The organism is Flavobacterium sp. UBA4854, assembly GCF_002399805.1.
Lineage (GTDB): Bacteria > Bacteroidota > Bacteroidia > Flavobacteriales > Flavobacteriaceae > Flavobacterium > Flavobacterium ginsengisoli.
In genome coordinates, this window is the sequence record NZ_DHEI01000024.1 from 1 (window position 1) to 15,920 (window position 15,920).

The following is a 15,920-nucleotide window of genomic DNA, read 5'->3' on the forward strand; positions in this document are numbered from 1 at the left end:
TAGAAAAAGAAATGGTCGAAAATTTACTTCCGCAAAAGTTCCCTTTTGTTATGGTAGACGCTATGCATTCTTATTCTGAAACTTCTTTGGTTTCTGGTTTAGAAATTCAGCTCGACAATATTTTTGTGTCAAACGATATTTTTCTTGAAGCTGGATTAATAGAACATATGGCACAATCTGTGGCATTGCATACTGGATATCAATATTTCTTGAAAAACGAAATTGCTCCAACGGGCTACATTGGTTCTATTAAAGAAATTGAGATTAAAAAGCTTCCGAACGTAAACGACAACATCCAGTCTGAAGTTACAATTCTGCAGGAATTTGCAGGAATCACTCTTGTTGACATTGTTACGACGTTAAATAATGAAGAAATTGCCAGAGGACAAATGAAAACCGTTTTGGCAAAATAAAAAAATCATGAAAGCAACTTCTGCAGTTGACATACAAAATTATTTACCGCACCGAGCACCAATGCTTATGGTGGATTTGATTTTGGATATCGATGCCAACTTTGTAGAAACCATCTTTTTGATAAAAGAAGACAATATTTTTGTTCAGAATACTGTTTTTATCGAAGCAGGATTAATCGAAAATACAGCACAGACTTGTTCTGCAATTGTTGGAAAAAAATATTTTTTTGACGACAATGGAATCGAAAATGAAAACGTAAATGTAATTGGATTTATCAGCGCTTTAAAAAGTGTAAAAATTCATGCACTGCCAAATGTTGGTGATACCATTATAACAAAAGCCAATTTGGTTTCAAAATTTGTCGGAGACGATTATACTTTATGTACGATGAGCTGTAAAAGTTTACTCGAAGATCAGATACTCTTAGAATGCGAAATTAACTTGTTTATTCAAAAGACGGTTTCAGCGATGTAATTTTTTAGATGATGAAAAAAGAAATCTCTTTATTATTCTTTCTTTTATGCGCATTTGTCTATTGTCAAGAAAACGATGATTCCACAAAACGTTTAAAAGCATTAAATACCCAAAGCGTTACTTATTATAATACTGATGGTGTTGATTTTTCAAGTCAAACTTATAGTTATGATTTTTCTGAAAAGTCTCTTAAAAAGATTTATAGAAAATTCTCCATAAAAGATAGCGATTCAAAAATAAAAGACGAGTCACTTTCAAACAACAACATTCATGTTGTTAAAACACAAAAAATTACTGAGAATTTAACTCAAACAAACTCTTATTATTTTGTAGAAGACAATAGCAAAACTATTACTATAATTTGGTTTGGATACTATAATCAGATTGAAAAAGGTTTTGAAAAAGAATATATAAACCGAATTTTAAAAAATGAAATTCCTAAAGAAGTCTTTGAACCACTAATTATTGATTCGATTGATTTTGCAGGAAGAAAAATAAAGCTGGGTCGTAATTGTTCTTGGACAAATATAAATACTGTTCAATGTCCTTACAATGGCGAAATGAATTGGTCTGTTCATAAAAATATAGAAAGTGCCAAAAATGCGATTGATAATCAATTTATTGCCACAAAAAATAGAAGTGGTATCAAAGTAAATTCTGAAGAACAAGTAGCTGTAATATTTGAAGGAATTCAAACTACTGCGAAAAAAGTTATTTTTGATTTTACTGGTATGAAATCATTAATGGCCGGAATGTCTGGCGGAAAAACTTTGACAGTTTATTATGTCGCAGAAAAAGTTAGAAATAATTATGTAGGATGTGTTATGAGCTTTTGGAATAATGATAATTTGACAAAAGATGGATTGGCTCCATTATTAGAAGAAGTGATGCACCTAAAAATATAATACAACTAGTCATGGAAAAAGATCAAGTACCTCAGGATCAAAGCAACTTAACTAAGAATAATGTAAAAGAGCTTTTATACGCAACTGATGAAAACGGCAATTATACCACAACATTAAGTACAGGCTGGGAACCTAAAACAATAGCACTTTCAAATTCTATTGATGAAATAAACGAACGAATTGCCGATGCCAAACAACAGGTTTTAAATGGCGAAGCAAGTCCGATTGTGTATTTTATGGAAGCAAATAAAATGGATCTTAACATATTATCAAGTTATGTTGGGTTTTGGAAATGGCGCGTAAAAAGACATTTTAAACCTAGTGTTTTTGCCAAACTAAACGATAAAATCCTGAAAAAATATGCTGATACTTTTGGAGTATCAGTCGAAGAATTAAAAAACAGCATTACCAAATAAATGGAATTAACTTTCACACATCATCAATCTGCTCATTGCGAGAATGGAGTAGCGTCGAATCTGCTAAAAAATAGCGGACTAAACATTAGCGAACCGATGGTTTTTGGTATTGGCTCTGGATTGTTTTTTGTATATCTACCTTTTATAAAAGTGAATCATGCACCAGCAATCAGCTATAGAACTTTGCCTGGACAGATTTTCAATAAAGTGGCCAACCGATTAAATTTAAAAATAAAAAGACAAAAATTTTCTTCTATAGCAAATGCGAATAAAGCTTTAGACGAAAATTTAAAAAATAATATTCCAACCGGATTACAAGTTGGCGTATACAATTTAAGTTATTTCCCAGACGAATATCGTTTTCATTTCAACGCACACAATTTAGTCGTTTACGGAAAAACCGAAACCGAATATTTAGTGAGCGATCCTGTTATGGAAACCGTTACGACTTTAACTTACGAAGACATGAATAAAGTGCGTTTTGCCAAAGGAGCTTTTGCACCGCGCGGACAAATGTACTATCCGATTCAGATTCCAAAAGAAGTCGATTTAAAAAGCGCCATCATAAAAGGAATCAAAAATACGTGTCGAGATATGCTAGCGCCAATGCCAATTGTTGGTGTTCGCGGCATCAAAATGGTTTCTCGCCAGATTCGTAAATGGCCTGCAAAACATGGAGTAAGAAAAGCCAATCATTACTTGGCGCAAATGGTTCGTATGCAGGAAGAAATTGGAACTGGCGGCGGTGGTTTCCGTTTTATTTATGCGGCATTTTTACAGGAAGCTTCAGTTATTTTGGGTAACGAAGAACTGAAAGAACTTTCTAAAGAAATGACACAAATTGGAGATTCATGGCGTGATTTTGCTGTTGAAGCTTCACGCATTTACAAAAACAGAAGTGCCAAAGAAGACGCCTACAACACTATTGCCGATGAACTTTTGGACATTGCCAATAGAGAAGAAATCTTTTTCAAAAAACTAAAAAAAGCGATCAGCTAAAAACACTATTTTGCAATCTATCATTCAAATAGAATCCCTTTCGAAAAAGTACAAAAATGCAGAAATGTATTCTTTGAACAACGTTTCGCTAAATATAAATGAAGGTCAGATTTTTGGTTTGCTTGGTCCAAACGGCGCTGGGAAAACAACTTTAATTTCTATGCTCTGCGGATTGGTAAGACCAACTTCGGGACATTTTACAATTGATGGTTTAGACTATCAGCATCATGCTTCAAAAATTAAAAAAATCATAGGCGTCGTTCCTCAAGAATATGCTTTGTATCCAACTTTAACAGCGAGAGAAAATCTGCTCTATTTTGGAAGTATGTACGGCTTAAAAGGTTCTGATTTAAAAGATAAAGTAATCGAAACGCTGGATCTTTTGGGTTTGCTGAAATTTGCCGATAAACAAGTTCAGACTTTTTCTGGCGGAATGAAACGCCGTGTCAATCTGATTGCAGGAATCCTTCATAATCCGAAAGTTTTGTTTTTGGATGAGCCAACAGTTGGTGTTGATGTGCATTCTAAAACGGCCATTATCGATTATTTGAAAGTGTTGAACCAAAACGGAACGACTATTATTTATACTTCGCATCATTTGGCTGAAGCCGAAGATTTCTGTTCGCAAATTGCCATTTTAGATCAAGGACAGATTTACGCACAAGCAACTCCGTCGGCATTGATTGAATCTACAAAAGATGCTCGAAATCTCGAAGATGTTTTTATTTCATTAACCGGTAAAGCGTTGAGAGATGATATATAAAATTTGGATGTCGATAGTAAAAGAATTCCTTTTGCTAAAAAGAGATTTAGGCGGACTGATTATTTTATTTGTCATGCCTTTGGTTTTGGTAATTGCCGTAACCCTAATTCAAGACAGCACTTTTAAAGCCGTAACCGATTCTAAACTTCAAATTCTTTTGGTCGATAAAGACCACGGATCTGTTTCTAAAACGGTTTTTGAAAATTTAGAAAAGAGTAAATATTTTACCGTTGTAACTCAAATTAACAATAAACCGATTACCGAAGAAATTGCCAAAGAAAATGTCTACAAAGGAAAATTTCAATTGGCGATTGTAATTCCAGAAAACCTAAGTTCTGATTTACAGGAAAAAGTAAATCAGAATGTAGAGAAAATCGTCAGCAATTTAGGTTTGACAGACAGTACAACAGCTGCCGAACCTCAACGCATTATTAAAGAAAAAGAAGTAAAACTGTATTTTGATCCAGCAGTTCAGATGAGTTTCAAAAATGCCGTTATGAGTTCAATCGATAAAATGATTTCGCAGATTGAAACCAAATCGATTTACAGCACTTTTCAAAAACAGTTAGGAGAAGAAACTATCGATTTTGAACAAAAGAACTTTATTACGTTCAAAGAAATAATTCCGAGAATCAATAACAAAGAAGTTCGTCCAAATTCGGTTCAGCACAATGTTCCAGCTTGGACACTTTTTGCGATATTTTTTATTGTCATTCCGTTATCGATCAATATTGTTAAAGAAAAATCGCAAGGAACTTTTGTCCGATTAAGAACCAATCCGGTTTCTAATCTGGTTGTGATTATCGGAAAAACTATTACCTACTCAATCATTTGCATGATTCAGTTTTATATGATGGTTGCCGTTGCAGTATTCTTATTCCCATCCATCGGATTGCCTTCATTAAACATCGAAGGTCATTTCTTGCTGACAAGTGTTGTCGCATTATTTTCAGGTTTTGCAGCCATCGGATTCGGAATTTTATTAGGAACAGTAGCAAGTACACAAGAACAATCTGCTCCGTTTGGTGCAACCAGTGTGATTATTTTAGCCGCAATTGGCGGTGTTTGGGTTCCTGTTTTTGCTATGCCAAAAATCATGCAATATATCGCAAAATCATCTCCAATGAACTGGGGATTAGAAGCTTTTTACGATGTATTGCTTAGAAACGTTTCTTTCGTCGAAATCATACCAAGAATAAGTTTATTATTTTTGTTTTTCATTATTACTACTTCCATCGCATTATTTTATGATAAAAAGAAAAGAGCAGTTTAAAGAAGCTACAGATCTAACCGTTACACATGAAATTAGGATTCGTTTCAACGAAACAGATCCGCTTGGAATTGTTTGGCACGGCAATTATATCACTTATTTCGAAGATGGACGAGAAGCCTTTGGACGTCAGCACGGACTTACGTATCTGGATATTGCCAAAACGGGTTATACCACTCCAATTGTAAAATCGACCTGCGAACATAAATTGTCTTTGCGTTATGGAGATGTGGTAACAATAGAAACAACAGTTGTTGATACTCCGGCAGCCAAAATGATTTACCGTTTTAAAATAATTGACGACAAAGGAGAAGTGGCCTGTACAGGTGAAACCACTCAGGTTTTTTTAGACAAAGAAGGAAATTTAATGCTGACGAATCCTCCTTTTTATGAGGAATGGAAACGAAAAGTTGGGTTGTTGAAATAGTTTTTTTGCCACAGATTAAAAGAATTAAAAGGATTTTAAAAAAAATCTGCCAAATCTGCTAGATCTGCGAGCAAAAAAATTCACGAAATTAAAATCATAAAATGTTAAGAGAAATATACATCACAGAAACAAATTGCATCACACCTTTAGGCTTTGATGTTGAATCTAATATCAGCGCCATTCTTCGTGGTGATTCTGGAATTCAACTTCATAACGATGTTTCTTTGATGCCGAATCCCTTTTATGCTTCGATTATTTCTAATGAAAAAATAAACAGTGCATTTTCAAAAATTAGTACTGACACCAAATATTCCCGTTTAGAGAAAATGATGATTTTGGCTTTAGAACCAATTATCAAAAATTCGAACGTAGAATTAAATTCAAAAACGGCTTTTATACTTTCTACCACAAAAGGAAATGTAACCGCTTTAGCAAATGATTCTGGCGACAATTTCAACAACGCACATTTAGATGTTTTAGCAAAAAACGTTGCCAATTTCTTCGGATTCCAAACACAGCCAATCGTGGTTTCAAATGCCTGCGTTTCTGGAATTTTAGCCGTTTCTGTTGCCAAAAGAATGATTCAATCTGAACTTTATGACAACGTTTTTGTGGTCGCTGGCGACGAAGTTTCAGAATTTGTTTTGTCTGGCTTTAATGCTTTCCAAGCCATGAGTGAACAACCTTGTAAACCGTATTCTAAAAACAGAACTGGAGTAAGTTTAGGCGAAGCGACAGCGGCAGTTTTAATTTCGGCAGAAGCCAAAAATGCTAAAATAAAAGTTATTGGCGACAGTTCGATAAACGATGCCAATCATATTTCTGGACCTTCTAGAACAGGTGAAGGTTTGTTCAGAAGCATTCAGAATGCTTTAAAAGAAGCACAAATTGAAGCGAACAAATTAGATTATATTTCGGCTCACGGAACCGCAACTCCTTACAACGACGAAATGGAAGCAATTGCCTTAACTCGTTTAGATTTACAAAATGTTCCAGTAAATAGTTTAAAAGGATTTTACGGTCATACACTTGGCGCTTCAGGATTATTGGAAACCGTAATTGCAATAGAATCTGCCAATCAAAATAAGCTTTTTGAATCGAAAGGTTTTGATGAAATTGGGGTTAGTGAAGCTATCAATGTTATTGAGAAAAACGAAGAAAAGAAAATTGATTATTTTCTGAAAACAGCTTCTGGATTTGGAGGTTGTAATACGGCTGTGGTTTTTGAAAAGATAAAATAAAACACCAATTACACTAATTAGCACGGATTAATTAGTGTAATTTTTAAGCCTAAAATAATTCGTGCCAATTCGCGAAATTCGTGTTTAAATTATAATAATGACTCAAAACAAAACCTACATACAATCCTACATCACCATCCAAAACAACGAAATTGTTTTGAACGGAACTTCTGCATTCAAAATTGAACCAACCGATTTTGCTGATTTCTCGAAACAAGCCTATCGTAATTTTGAAATGCAATATCCAAAGTTTTTCAAAATGGATGCTTTAAGTAAGCTGGCTTTTTTAGGATCAGAATTGCTTTTAAGTCCGATTACCTCAACAGAACAGGAAAATAATATTGCTTTGGTTTTGGCTAATAAATCGTCGAGTTTAGATACCGATGTAAAATATCAGGAATCTATTTCAGACAAAGAAAACTATTATCCAAGCCCGGCGGTCTTTGTTTATACGCTGCCAAATATTTGTTTGGGCGAAATAAGTATCCGTCATCAGCTGAAAAGTGAAAATTCTTTCTTTATATTTGACACCTTTAACACCGAATTTATGTCGAATTATTCGAATATTCTTCTGAATACGAATAAAGCAGATGTGGTTTTGTGCGGTTGGGTAGAATATTTTAACGACAATTATAAAGCTTTTTTATGTACAATTAGTACAGAAGAAAATGCAAAATATACAAACGAGACTATCAATACATTATACAATAAATAATCATGGAAGCATTAAAAGAAGAATTAAAAAATAAAATCATAACGACTTTAAACCTTGAAGATATCGCAGTAGAAGATATTGCTGATAACGATCCTTTGTTTGGAGATGGTTTAGGTTTAGACTCGATTGATGCACTTGAATTGATCGTGATTTTAGATAAAGATTACGGAATTAAATTAGTAGATCCGAAAGAAGGAAAAGCGATTTTCCAATCAATCGAAACTATGGCTGCTTATATCAGCGCAAATAGAACGAAATAATTGTAGATTGTAGATTGCAGATTTTAGATTGCTGAAAATCTTACTAAAAATCTGAAAATCCACAACTTTGTCAAAGTTTGAAACTTTGACAAAGTTCTAAGAATCTAAAATCATAAATCTAAAATCTAAAATGGCAAGAGGTGTTGCAATAACGGGAATGGGAATTATCTCTGCGATTGGTAATTCGGTTGAGGAAAATTATATTTCGCTGACCGAAAACAAAATCGGTATTTCTCGTATTCAAAATATTTCGACTGTTCATGCAGATGTTATCAAAGTTGGCGAAATCAAAAAAACCAACGAAGATCTTGTTGATGAACTGAAATTAAATGAGAATAATAATTTCTCCAGAACTGCTATGATTGGCACTTTGGCAGCAAAACAAGCTGTTGAAAATGCTGGCATTACCGATATAAATGAATTTAGAACGGGACTTATTTCGGCTACAAGTGTTGGCGGAATGGACATGACGGAAAGACATTATTACGATTATTTCGAAAAACCAGAATTGACCAAATACATCACTTGCCACGATGGCGGCGATGTTGCCGAAAAAATTGCGGAAGAATTAGGTTTAAAAGGAATGGTAACGACCATTAGTACCGCTTGTTCGTCTGCGGCCAATTCCATTATGTTGGGTGCGAGATTAATCAAAACGGGGAAATTAGATCGCGTAATTGTGGGCGGAGCCGATGCCTTGGCAAAATTCACCATCAACGGATTCAAGACTTTGATGATTTTGTCTGACGATTACAACAAGCCTTTTGACAACACCAGAAAAGGATTAAATCTTGGAGAAGCTGCCGCTTTTTTGGTTTTAGAATCGGATGAAATTGTAGCAAAACAAAACAAAAAAGTATTGGCAAGAGTTTCGGGTTACGGAAATGCCAACGATGCTTTTCACCAAACTGCTTCTTCAGAAAATGGAGACGGCGCTTATTTGGCCATGAAAAAAGCCTTTGACATTTCGGGTTTAAAACCTTCTGAAATTGATTACATCAACGTGCACGGAACCGCAACGCCAAACAACGATTTGTCTGAGGGAAGAGCTTTACTTCGAATCTATGAAAACGAAAAAGTTCCAGATTTCAGTTCTACAAAACCTTTTACGGGACATACACTAGCGGCTGCAGCTGCGATTGAAGCCGTTTATAGTGTTTTGGCAATTCAGAATAATGTGGTTTATCCAAATTTGAATTTTGAAGTTCCGATGGAAGAATTTGATTTGAAACCTCAAACTACTTTAAAGAATAAAACTATCGAGCACGTTTTATCCAACTCTTTTGGTTTTGGAGGAAACTGTTCAACCCTTATATTTTCAAAAAGCTAATGACGAAGACATATATAAATGGAGTAGGCTGTATTTCGACTCAAAAAACATTTGATACTGTTTTTTTGGAAGAAGCTGTTGTAAATCATGACGAAAATGTACTGGCAATTGTTCCGCCAGTATACAAAGAATATATTTCGCCTGCTGCCAGCCGAAGAATGGCAAAAGGTGTAAAAAACGGAATCGTAGCTTCGGCTTTGGCTATGAAAGATGCCAATATTGAAAAAGTCGATGCGATTATCATGGGAACTGGTTTAGGCTGTATTGAAGATTCTGAAAAATTCCTGAAAAGTATTTTAGATAATAACGAAGAGTTTTTAACTCCGACTTCCTTCATTCAATCTACTCATAATACCGTTGGTGCGCAGATTGCACTTTTACAGCAATGTAAAGGTTATAATTTTACCTACGTGAATGGTGCTGTTTCTTTTGAATCGGCTCTTATTGATGCTAAAATGCAGATTGAAGAAGCTGAAGCCAATTCGATTTTAGTAGGCGGTGTTGACGAAAATGGCGATTATACTACTTCACTTTTTAAACTAAACGGTCGTATTAAAGCAGACAATTCTGCTCCGTACGATGTTCTAAATTCTTCAACAAGTGGAGCGGTTTATGGCGAGGGTGCTAGTTTTTTTGTTTTAGAAAACGAAAGAAAAGAAAACACTTATGCCGAACTTCTAGATGTTGCTATTGTAAATACTCTGGAAGAAAATGAAGTTGAAGCAGCAATTACTTCATTCTTAAAATCTAATAATTTAGAAATTTCAGATATTGATGCTCTTGTTTTAGGTTTTGACGGAAATGCCGATTTTGAGAATTATTATAGAAATCTTGCTGAAAATGCATTTGCTCAAACTCCTATTTTATATTACAAACATTTAAGCGGCGAATACGATACTGCTTCGGCTTTTGCTTTTTGGATGGCTGCTAAAATTTTGAAAACTCAGGAAATCCCTGAAATCGTAAAAGTAAATGCTGTCGAAAAATCAGATTACAAAACGATTTTATTATACAATCAATTAAACGGAAAAAACCATAGTTTTACGCTGCTGTCAAAATGATAACGCACAAAAACATATCGCTGTTTTTTATCTTTTTATTGCTTTTATTGTTTCTTTTGAATCTTTACACTGCAATAAATTTGTGGTTCTTTTTTGCTATAATTTTTATTTGGATCGGAATAAATGCTTTTGGTTCTGCTCGAATTTCTTCTAATTATCATGTAAAAGCGTTTTGCAGTAATCCTTTAGAAACAGAAAAAAAAATTGCTTTAACTTTTGATGACGGTCCAAGTATTTACACTTTGGAAGTTTTGGAACTTCTGAAAAAATACAATGCCAAAGCGACTTTTTTCTGTATCGGAAAAAACATCGAAACACATCCTGAAATTCTCCAAAAAGTGATTGACGAAGGTCATTTAGTTGGAAATCATTCGTATTCGCATTCTAAGTTTTTTGATTTTTATAATGCTAAAAAAATAACCGAGGAACTTCAGAAAACTGATGTTCTACTGGAAAAATTCACTTCCAGAAAAATCAACTTCTTTCGTCCGCCTTATGGAGTTACAACTCCTTCGATAAGAAGAGCTTTAAAAGTAACCAGACATAAAACAATGGGCTGGAATATTCGTTCGCTTGACGGTGGAACCCAAAATCAGGAATTAATTTTCAATCGACTCATTAAGCATATTTCTCCCGGCGGAATTGTACTTTTGCATGATACCGCAGAACATTCTGTTTTGGTACTGGAACAGTTTTTGCAATTTTTACAGCAAAATAATTATGAAGTGATTTCTATTGAAGAATTACTGAAACTTAATGCCTATGAAATTTGAACGCGGATAAAACAGATTCGCTTACGCGAAGACGCGGATTGATACGGATTTTATTAAATAATAATCTGTGGAAATCATTTTAATCTGTGGCAAAAAAAAAAATTAAAGCACATTTTTGAGAAAACATGAAAACTAAAATAGCACTGCTAATTCTTTTTATTTCAGGCAATTTGTTCGCGCAGGAACAAAAAATGACCGATGCCGAAATTGCTTCTTTTAAGCAAGATGTAAATGTTGTAGCCAAAAAAATAAAAACTTTAAGTACCGATTTTGTTCAGTACAAGCATTTAGATTTTTTATCGAAAGACATTGAAACTTCAGGAAAAATGGTTTTTAAAGAACCTGCTTTACTTCAATGGCAATATAAAAAACCATACAACTATAGCATCACTTTCAAAAACGGAAAAATCCTGATTAATGACGAAGGAAAGAAAAGTGCTGTTGATATTGGAAACAGTAAAATCTTTGCTCGAATTAATAAATTGATTGTTGGCAGTGTAAGCGGAAATATGTTTGATGACAAAGAATTTACAATTTCATATTTTAAATTGAAAGGTCAGAATCTGGCTAAATTTGTTCCGAAAGATGCGACGCTTAAAAAATACATCAAACAAATTGAACTGACTTTTGACAAAGAAGAAGCAACAGTTGTTCAGGTAAAACTGCTAGAATCATCTGAAGATTATACCCGAATTGTACTTAAAAATAAAGTGATCAATGCAAAAATCGACGATTCAGTTTTTACTAATTAATTGCTTTCTGGCAATTGTTTTAATTTCTTGTGGCTCAGTCACAAAAAATTATACGCCAAAAAATTTAGATAAAACATCTTATACCGTTCCGTATTTTTCAGATTCAAAAACCGATTATGTTTATAAAACTAATATCAGTGTTTACGGAAATGAATTGTCTGGAATTTTCATTGCCAAGAAAATAAATGACACTACACACCGAATAGTTTTTACAACCGAATTCGGAAATAAGTTAATGGATTTTGAAATTTCAGAAACCGATTTTAAAGTCAATTCTATTGTGTCTGAATTAGATCGAAAAATTTTGATTAATACTTTAAAAGAAGATTTTCGATTGCTTTTAAAGAAAGAATATTTGATTCAAGAACAATTCGAAAATGAATCGGCAGACATATATAAATCGGCAGATGGCAAGCGTGACAATTATATTTTCATCTCCAAAAAAGATCAGAAATTAGAAAAGATCGTTCATTCATCCAAAACAAAAGAAAAATTTACACTGCTTTTCAGTTCAGAAAACAATATTTTTGCCGAAAAGATTCAGATAATTCATCAGAATATTAAATTGAAAATTGAACTGAATTATTTCAAATCAGAATAAAAACTTAAACTAATCCTAAACTTAAACCAAACCCAAAATGAGAAAATTTGTTTTAATTGCATTTGTTTTATTAATCGGAATGCAAACAGAAGCGCAAGTAAAAGTTAGTCCAGGACTAAGAGGTGGTTTGAATGTATCAACATTAACGAATATTGATGACAATAGTTCTAAAACAGATTTCTATGTTGGTGGATTGGTAAATATTAAATTCAATAAATTTTTCTCGGTTCAGCCAGAGATAAATTATTCAAGACAAGGTGATGAAGGAAGATATTTTGAAAACGGCCGTTATTATTCTGAAAAGTATGAGTTGAATTATATAACACTGGGAGCGGTTGCAAAATTTAACTTTGGAGGTGGAGGTTTTCATCTATTGGCAGGCCCTTCTCTAGATTTAAAAGTTAGTGATAATTATGTAAATACGAATCCAGAAGATTTTGATCTTTCATTTGTTGGAGGTGTTGGTTATACTTTGCCAAATGGTTTAACTTTTGAAGCTCGACTTAAACAAGGATTAATTGATATTTATGGTTATAACGGATATGATTATGACAATAATGGATATTACTATAATGATGTAATCTTAAATCAAGTTTTCCAAATCGGAATTAGCTATACATTTAAAACAAAATAAAAATGAATAAAAGAATATTCTTCTTTATTACTGTTTTTTTCTTGGTTTTAAATATACAAGCACAAGTAACCGTAAAGCCTGGATTAAGAGCCGGATTTAGTTTTTCGACGATTTCTGAAATGCATGCCGATTATAAAACTGATTTTTATGCTGGTGGTTTTACAGAAATTAAAATAACCAAAGTTTATGCCCTTCAACCAGAGATTAATTACAGCAGACAAGGTTCTAATAATGTAGCTCGAAATTATTTTGATGAAAATACACAGACCAATAAAGTAGAACATTTAGATCTTGATATAAACTATTTGTCTCTTTCTGTTATGAATAAATTTACTTTACCAGTAGGTATTCAATTTCAAGCAGGACCGACATTAGATATTTTATTGAATGATAATCTTGCTGTGAGAAAAGCACAAAATGATCTTGGTTTGGTTTTAGGAGTTGCTTATGCCCTGCCTTCTGGTTTGACATTTGAAGCACGATTCAAAAAAGGATTGCTTGATATTTTAAGCAGTGATTATTATCAAAATGACTCCAATAATTATTATTTATTTGGCGATTATAACACAAATATTAATTTTCAGTTAGGGGTTTCCTATTCATTTGGAAAATAAAAAATATGATTTTACAAGATTTTTATAAAATACTATCAGAAGAAAAAGTATCTGATTCGAAATATACGATTACAATTTTAGTCAATGAAAAACATGAGGTTTTTAAAGGGCATTTCCCTGGAAATCCTATTATGCCTGGTGTTTGTATGATTCAGATTATCAAAGAACTTACAGAATCGATTACCAAAAGTTCATTGATGATCCAGTCTTTAGCAAATGTAAAATTCATGGCGTTAATTAATCCGGAGGTTACTCCACAATTACGCTTGGAATTGGATGTTACCACAACGGAAGACGATTTAGTAAAAGTGAAAAACACGACTTACTTTAACGACACAACTGCTCTTAAATTGAGCACGGTGTACAAAAAAATATAATTATGAAACTGTTACTGACATTACTTTTATGGGTGAATTTTGCTGGAACGCCAGATTTGGCTTCGATCCGAAAAATGTATTCTGATGTAGCAAAATCAGAAAGCAATGCCAAAGAGTTTGTAGCCAAACTTGCAGGTGTTTCAAGCAATGATGATAAAATTTTGGTGGCTTATAAAGCGGCTTCTATTTTATTGGACTCTAAATTTGAAAAAAAATTAAGCCAGAAAATGGATCGTTTCAAAGAAGGTGCAAAATTACTTGAGGCAACAATAAAAAGTGATCCAAGTAATATTGAAATGCGAATGATCCGATTGAGTGTTCAGGAAGATGTTCCTAGCATTACGGGCTACAAGAAAAATATTAAAGAAGATAAAAAATTCATAACGACGTATTATGCTTCGCAAAGCGCGGCTTTGAAAGATTATCTTAAAGACTTTGTTTTACAATCTAAGAGTTTCTCAGAAAAAGAGAAGCAATTTGTAAAGTAAGCTCAAAAAACTCCCCATGAAATCACAGCAAGAATTACTCAGTTCGACTAACTTTTGCGTTATTGTACCCACTTACAATAACCAAAAAACACTGAAAAAAGTACTGGATTCTATTTTAGATTTCACCACAAATATCATTATTGTCAATGACGGTTCAACCGATTCTACCAGTGAGATCCTAAAATCATATTCGCAGCTGGCTCAAATTCATCATCCTAAAAATTTAGGAAAAGGAAGAGCACTCAGAAACGGATTTAGAAAAGCATTGGAATTGGATTTTGAATACGCCATTACAATCGATTCTGACGGTCAGCATTTTGCTGCAGATATTCCTGTTTTTTTAGAAGCAATTCAAGATGAGCCAAATACTCTTTTGATTGGAAGCCGAAATATGACTCAGGAAAATGTTCCTAAGAAAAGCAGTTTTGGAAACAAGTTTTCTAATTTCTGGTTCAAGTTTGAAACTGGAATTAAGCTAGACGACACACAATCTGGATTTAGATTGTATCCGCTTCGATTGCTACCAAAACGTTTTTATACCAATAAATTTGAGTTTGAAATCGAAGTTATCGTGCGTGCTGCGTGGAAAGGAATTGTGGTAAAAAATATTCCGATTCAGGTTTTGTATGATCCTGCTGAAAGGGTTTCGCATTTTCGTCCGTTTCAAGATTTTACCCGAATCAGTATTTTAAATACGGTTTTGGTAACCAATGCTTTGCTGTATATAAAGCCAAGAGATTTTTTTAGAAGAGCTAAAAAAAAAGGGTTTAAAAAATTCTTTCTAGAAGATATTTTAGAAAGCAACGATTCTAATTTTAAAAAATCGGCCGCAATTGCTTTAGGTGTTTTTATCGGACTTTCTCCTTTCTGGGGATTTCAAACCATATTGCTTTTTACTTTTGCCGCTTTGTTCAGACTCAACAAAGTCATTGCTTACCTTACTTCAAATGTAAGTTTCCCGCCTTTTATTCCGTTTATTATTTATGCTTCACTTCAAGTTGGAAGTGTTTTCGTGTCCAGTGATGCACCGTTAGTTTTAGACAGTTCGATTACACTTGACGATATTCAAAAAAATGCAACGCAATATATCGTAGGAAGTCTTATTTTAGCAACCGTTTCAGCGCTATCAATTGGCTTTATAAGTTATCTGCTTTTAACGGCTTTTAGTTCTAAAAAACAAACCGAAAATTTAAGTTAAGTTTGCCACAGATTAAAAGGATTAAAATGATTTTTACATCCAGTTTGTCAGGCTGAGCGAAGTCGAAGCCTACGTCCAATTGGAATGCCCTTCGACTTCGCTCAGGGTGATAGACTAAAACTAACCCTTTTAATCTGCAGCAAAAAAACAAAACAAATTTATGCCCTTTTTCAAATAAGAATTCGTGAAAATTCGTGAAATTCGTGGC

General features: G+C 33.6%; 21 protein-coding genes. All 21 read left to right on the forward strand.

Going from position 1 to position 15,920, the window contains the following annotated elements; all coding sequences use genetic code 11:
- The coding region (locus B3J44_RS02590) for a hypothetical protein (protein ID WP_286965573.1) at window positions 1–413 on the forward strand (413 nt) is incomplete at its 5' end.
- 7 nt (window positions 414–420) lie between these two features.
- Window positions 421–888, forward strand: coding sequence for an ABC transporter permease (locus tag B3J44_RS02595; RefSeq protein WP_286965575.1), 468 nt, complete (start codon window positions 421–423; stop codon window positions 886–888).
- Window positions 889–896: 8 nt separating this feature from the next.
- Window positions 897–1,793, forward strand: coding sequence for a hypothetical protein (locus B3J44_RS02600; protein WP_286965577.1), 897 nt, complete (start codon window positions 897–899; stop codon window positions 1,791–1,793).
- An 11-nt stretch (window positions 1,794–1,804) separates the two neighbouring features.
- Complete coding sequence (locus B3J44_RS02605; RefSeq protein ID WP_286965580.1) at window positions 1,805–2,209, forward strand: hypothetical protein; 405 nt, start codon at window positions 1,805–1,807, stop codon at window positions 2,207–2,209.
- Entirely contained in the window at window positions 2,210–3,208 is a 999-nt protein-coding gene (locus B3J44_RS02610; RefSeq protein ID WP_286965581.1) for a BtrH N-terminal domain-containing protein, read from the forward strand.
- A gap of 64 nt (window positions 3,209–3,272) precedes the next feature.
- Window positions 3,273–3,971, forward strand: a complete 699-nt coding sequence (locus B3J44_RS02615; protein WP_286965584.1) for an ABC transporter ATP-binding protein — start codon at window positions 3,273–3,275, stop codon at window positions 3,969–3,971.
- Window positions 3,961–5,244: an ABC transporter permease gene (locus B3J44_RS02620; RefSeq protein ID WP_286965586.1), complete on the forward strand. Its 1,284-nt coding sequence runs from the start codon at window positions 3,961–3,963 to the stop codon at window positions 5,242–5,244. Before B3J44_RS02615 ends, B3J44_RS02620 begins: the two co-directional genes overlap by 11 nt.
- On the forward strand, window positions 5,219–5,668 hold the full coding sequence (locus tag B3J44_RS02625) for an acyl-CoA thioesterase (protein WP_286965587.1): 450 nt from the start codon (window positions 5,219–5,221) through the stop codon (window positions 5,666–5,668). Before B3J44_RS02620 ends, B3J44_RS02625 begins: the two co-directional genes overlap by 26 nt.
- Window positions 5,669–5,769: 101 nt before the next feature.
- Window positions 5,770–6,909 (forward strand): beta-ketoacyl-[acyl-carrier-protein] synthase family protein, encoded by a 1,140-nt coding sequence (locus B3J44_RS02630; protein WP_286965590.1) that lies wholly within the window; start codon window positions 5,770–5,772, stop codon window positions 6,907–6,909.
- 97 nt (window positions 6,910–7,006) lie between these two features.
- A complete protein-coding gene (locus B3J44_RS02635; protein ID WP_286965594.1) occupies window positions 7,007–7,624 on the forward strand; it encodes a 3-oxoacyl-ACP synthase in 618 nt (205 codons plus the stop codon).
- A 2-nt stretch (window positions 7,625–7,626) separates the two neighbouring features.
- Window positions 7,627–7,884 carry a phosphopantetheine-binding protein gene (locus tag B3J44_RS02640; RefSeq protein ID WP_008465883.1) on the forward strand — a complete coding sequence of 86 codons (258 nt, stop codon included), beginning with the start codon at window positions 7,627–7,629 and terminating at the stop codon, window positions 7,882–7,884.
- Between the two features lie 130 nt (window positions 7,885–8,014).
- Window positions 8,015–9,214, forward strand: a complete 1,200-nt coding sequence (locus B3J44_RS02645) for a beta-ketoacyl-[acyl-carrier-protein] synthase family protein (RefSeq protein ID WP_286965599.1) — start codon at window positions 8,015–8,017, stop codon at window positions 9,212–9,214.
- On the forward strand, window positions 9,214–10,275 hold the full coding sequence (locus B3J44_RS02650; protein ID WP_286965600.1) for a beta-ketoacyl synthase N-terminal-like domain-containing protein: 1,062 nt from the start codon (window positions 9,214–9,216) through the stop codon (window positions 10,273–10,275). The genes B3J44_RS02645 and B3J44_RS02650 overlap by 1 nt, the downstream gene beginning before the upstream one ends.
- On the forward strand, window positions 10,272–11,048 hold the full coding sequence (locus B3J44_RS02655; protein ID WP_286965602.1) for a polysaccharide deacetylase family protein: 777 nt from the start codon (window positions 10,272–10,274) through the stop codon (window positions 11,046–11,048). Before B3J44_RS02650 ends, B3J44_RS02655 begins: the two co-directional genes overlap by 4 nt.
- Before the next feature lie 125 nt (window positions 11,049–11,173).
- Window positions 11,174–11,800, forward strand: coding sequence for an outer membrane lipoprotein carrier protein LolA (locus tag B3J44_RS02660; RefSeq protein ID WP_111422991.1), 627 nt, complete (start codon window positions 11,174–11,176; stop codon window positions 11,798–11,800).
- Window positions 11,766–12,401: a hypothetical protein gene (locus B3J44_RS02665; protein ID WP_286965604.1), complete on the forward strand. Its 636-nt coding sequence runs from the start codon at window positions 11,766–11,768 to the stop codon at window positions 12,399–12,401. Before B3J44_RS02660 ends, B3J44_RS02665 begins: the two co-directional genes overlap by 35 nt.
- Window positions 12,402–12,438: 37 nt before the next feature.
- Entirely contained in the window at window positions 12,439–13,035 is a 597-nt protein-coding gene (locus B3J44_RS02670) for a porin family protein (protein WP_177211465.1), read from the forward strand.
- 2 nt (window positions 13,036–13,037) lie between these two features.
- Window positions 13,038–13,649, forward strand: coding sequence for an outer membrane beta-barrel protein (locus B3J44_RS02675; RefSeq protein WP_286965607.1), 612 nt, complete (start codon window positions 13,038–13,040; stop codon window positions 13,647–13,649).
- A 5-nt stretch (window positions 13,650–13,654) separates the two neighbouring features.
- Window positions 13,655–14,026 (forward strand): 3-hydroxyacyl-ACP dehydratase, encoded by a 372-nt coding sequence (locus tag B3J44_RS02680; RefSeq protein WP_286965608.1) that lies wholly within the window; start codon window positions 13,655–13,657, stop codon window positions 14,024–14,026.
- Between the two features lie 2 nt (window positions 14,027–14,028).
- Complete coding sequence (locus tag B3J44_RS02685) at window positions 14,029–14,514, forward strand: hypothetical protein (protein ID WP_286965611.1); 486 nt, start codon at window positions 14,029–14,031, stop codon at window positions 14,512–14,514.
- 16 nt (window positions 14,515–14,530) lie between these two features.
- Window positions 14,531–15,712, forward strand: coding sequence for a DUF2062 domain-containing protein (locus tag B3J44_RS02690; RefSeq protein ID WP_286965612.1), 1,182 nt, complete (start codon window positions 14,531–14,533; stop codon window positions 15,710–15,712).
- The last annotated feature ends 208 nt before the right edge of the window (window positions 15,713–15,920 follow it).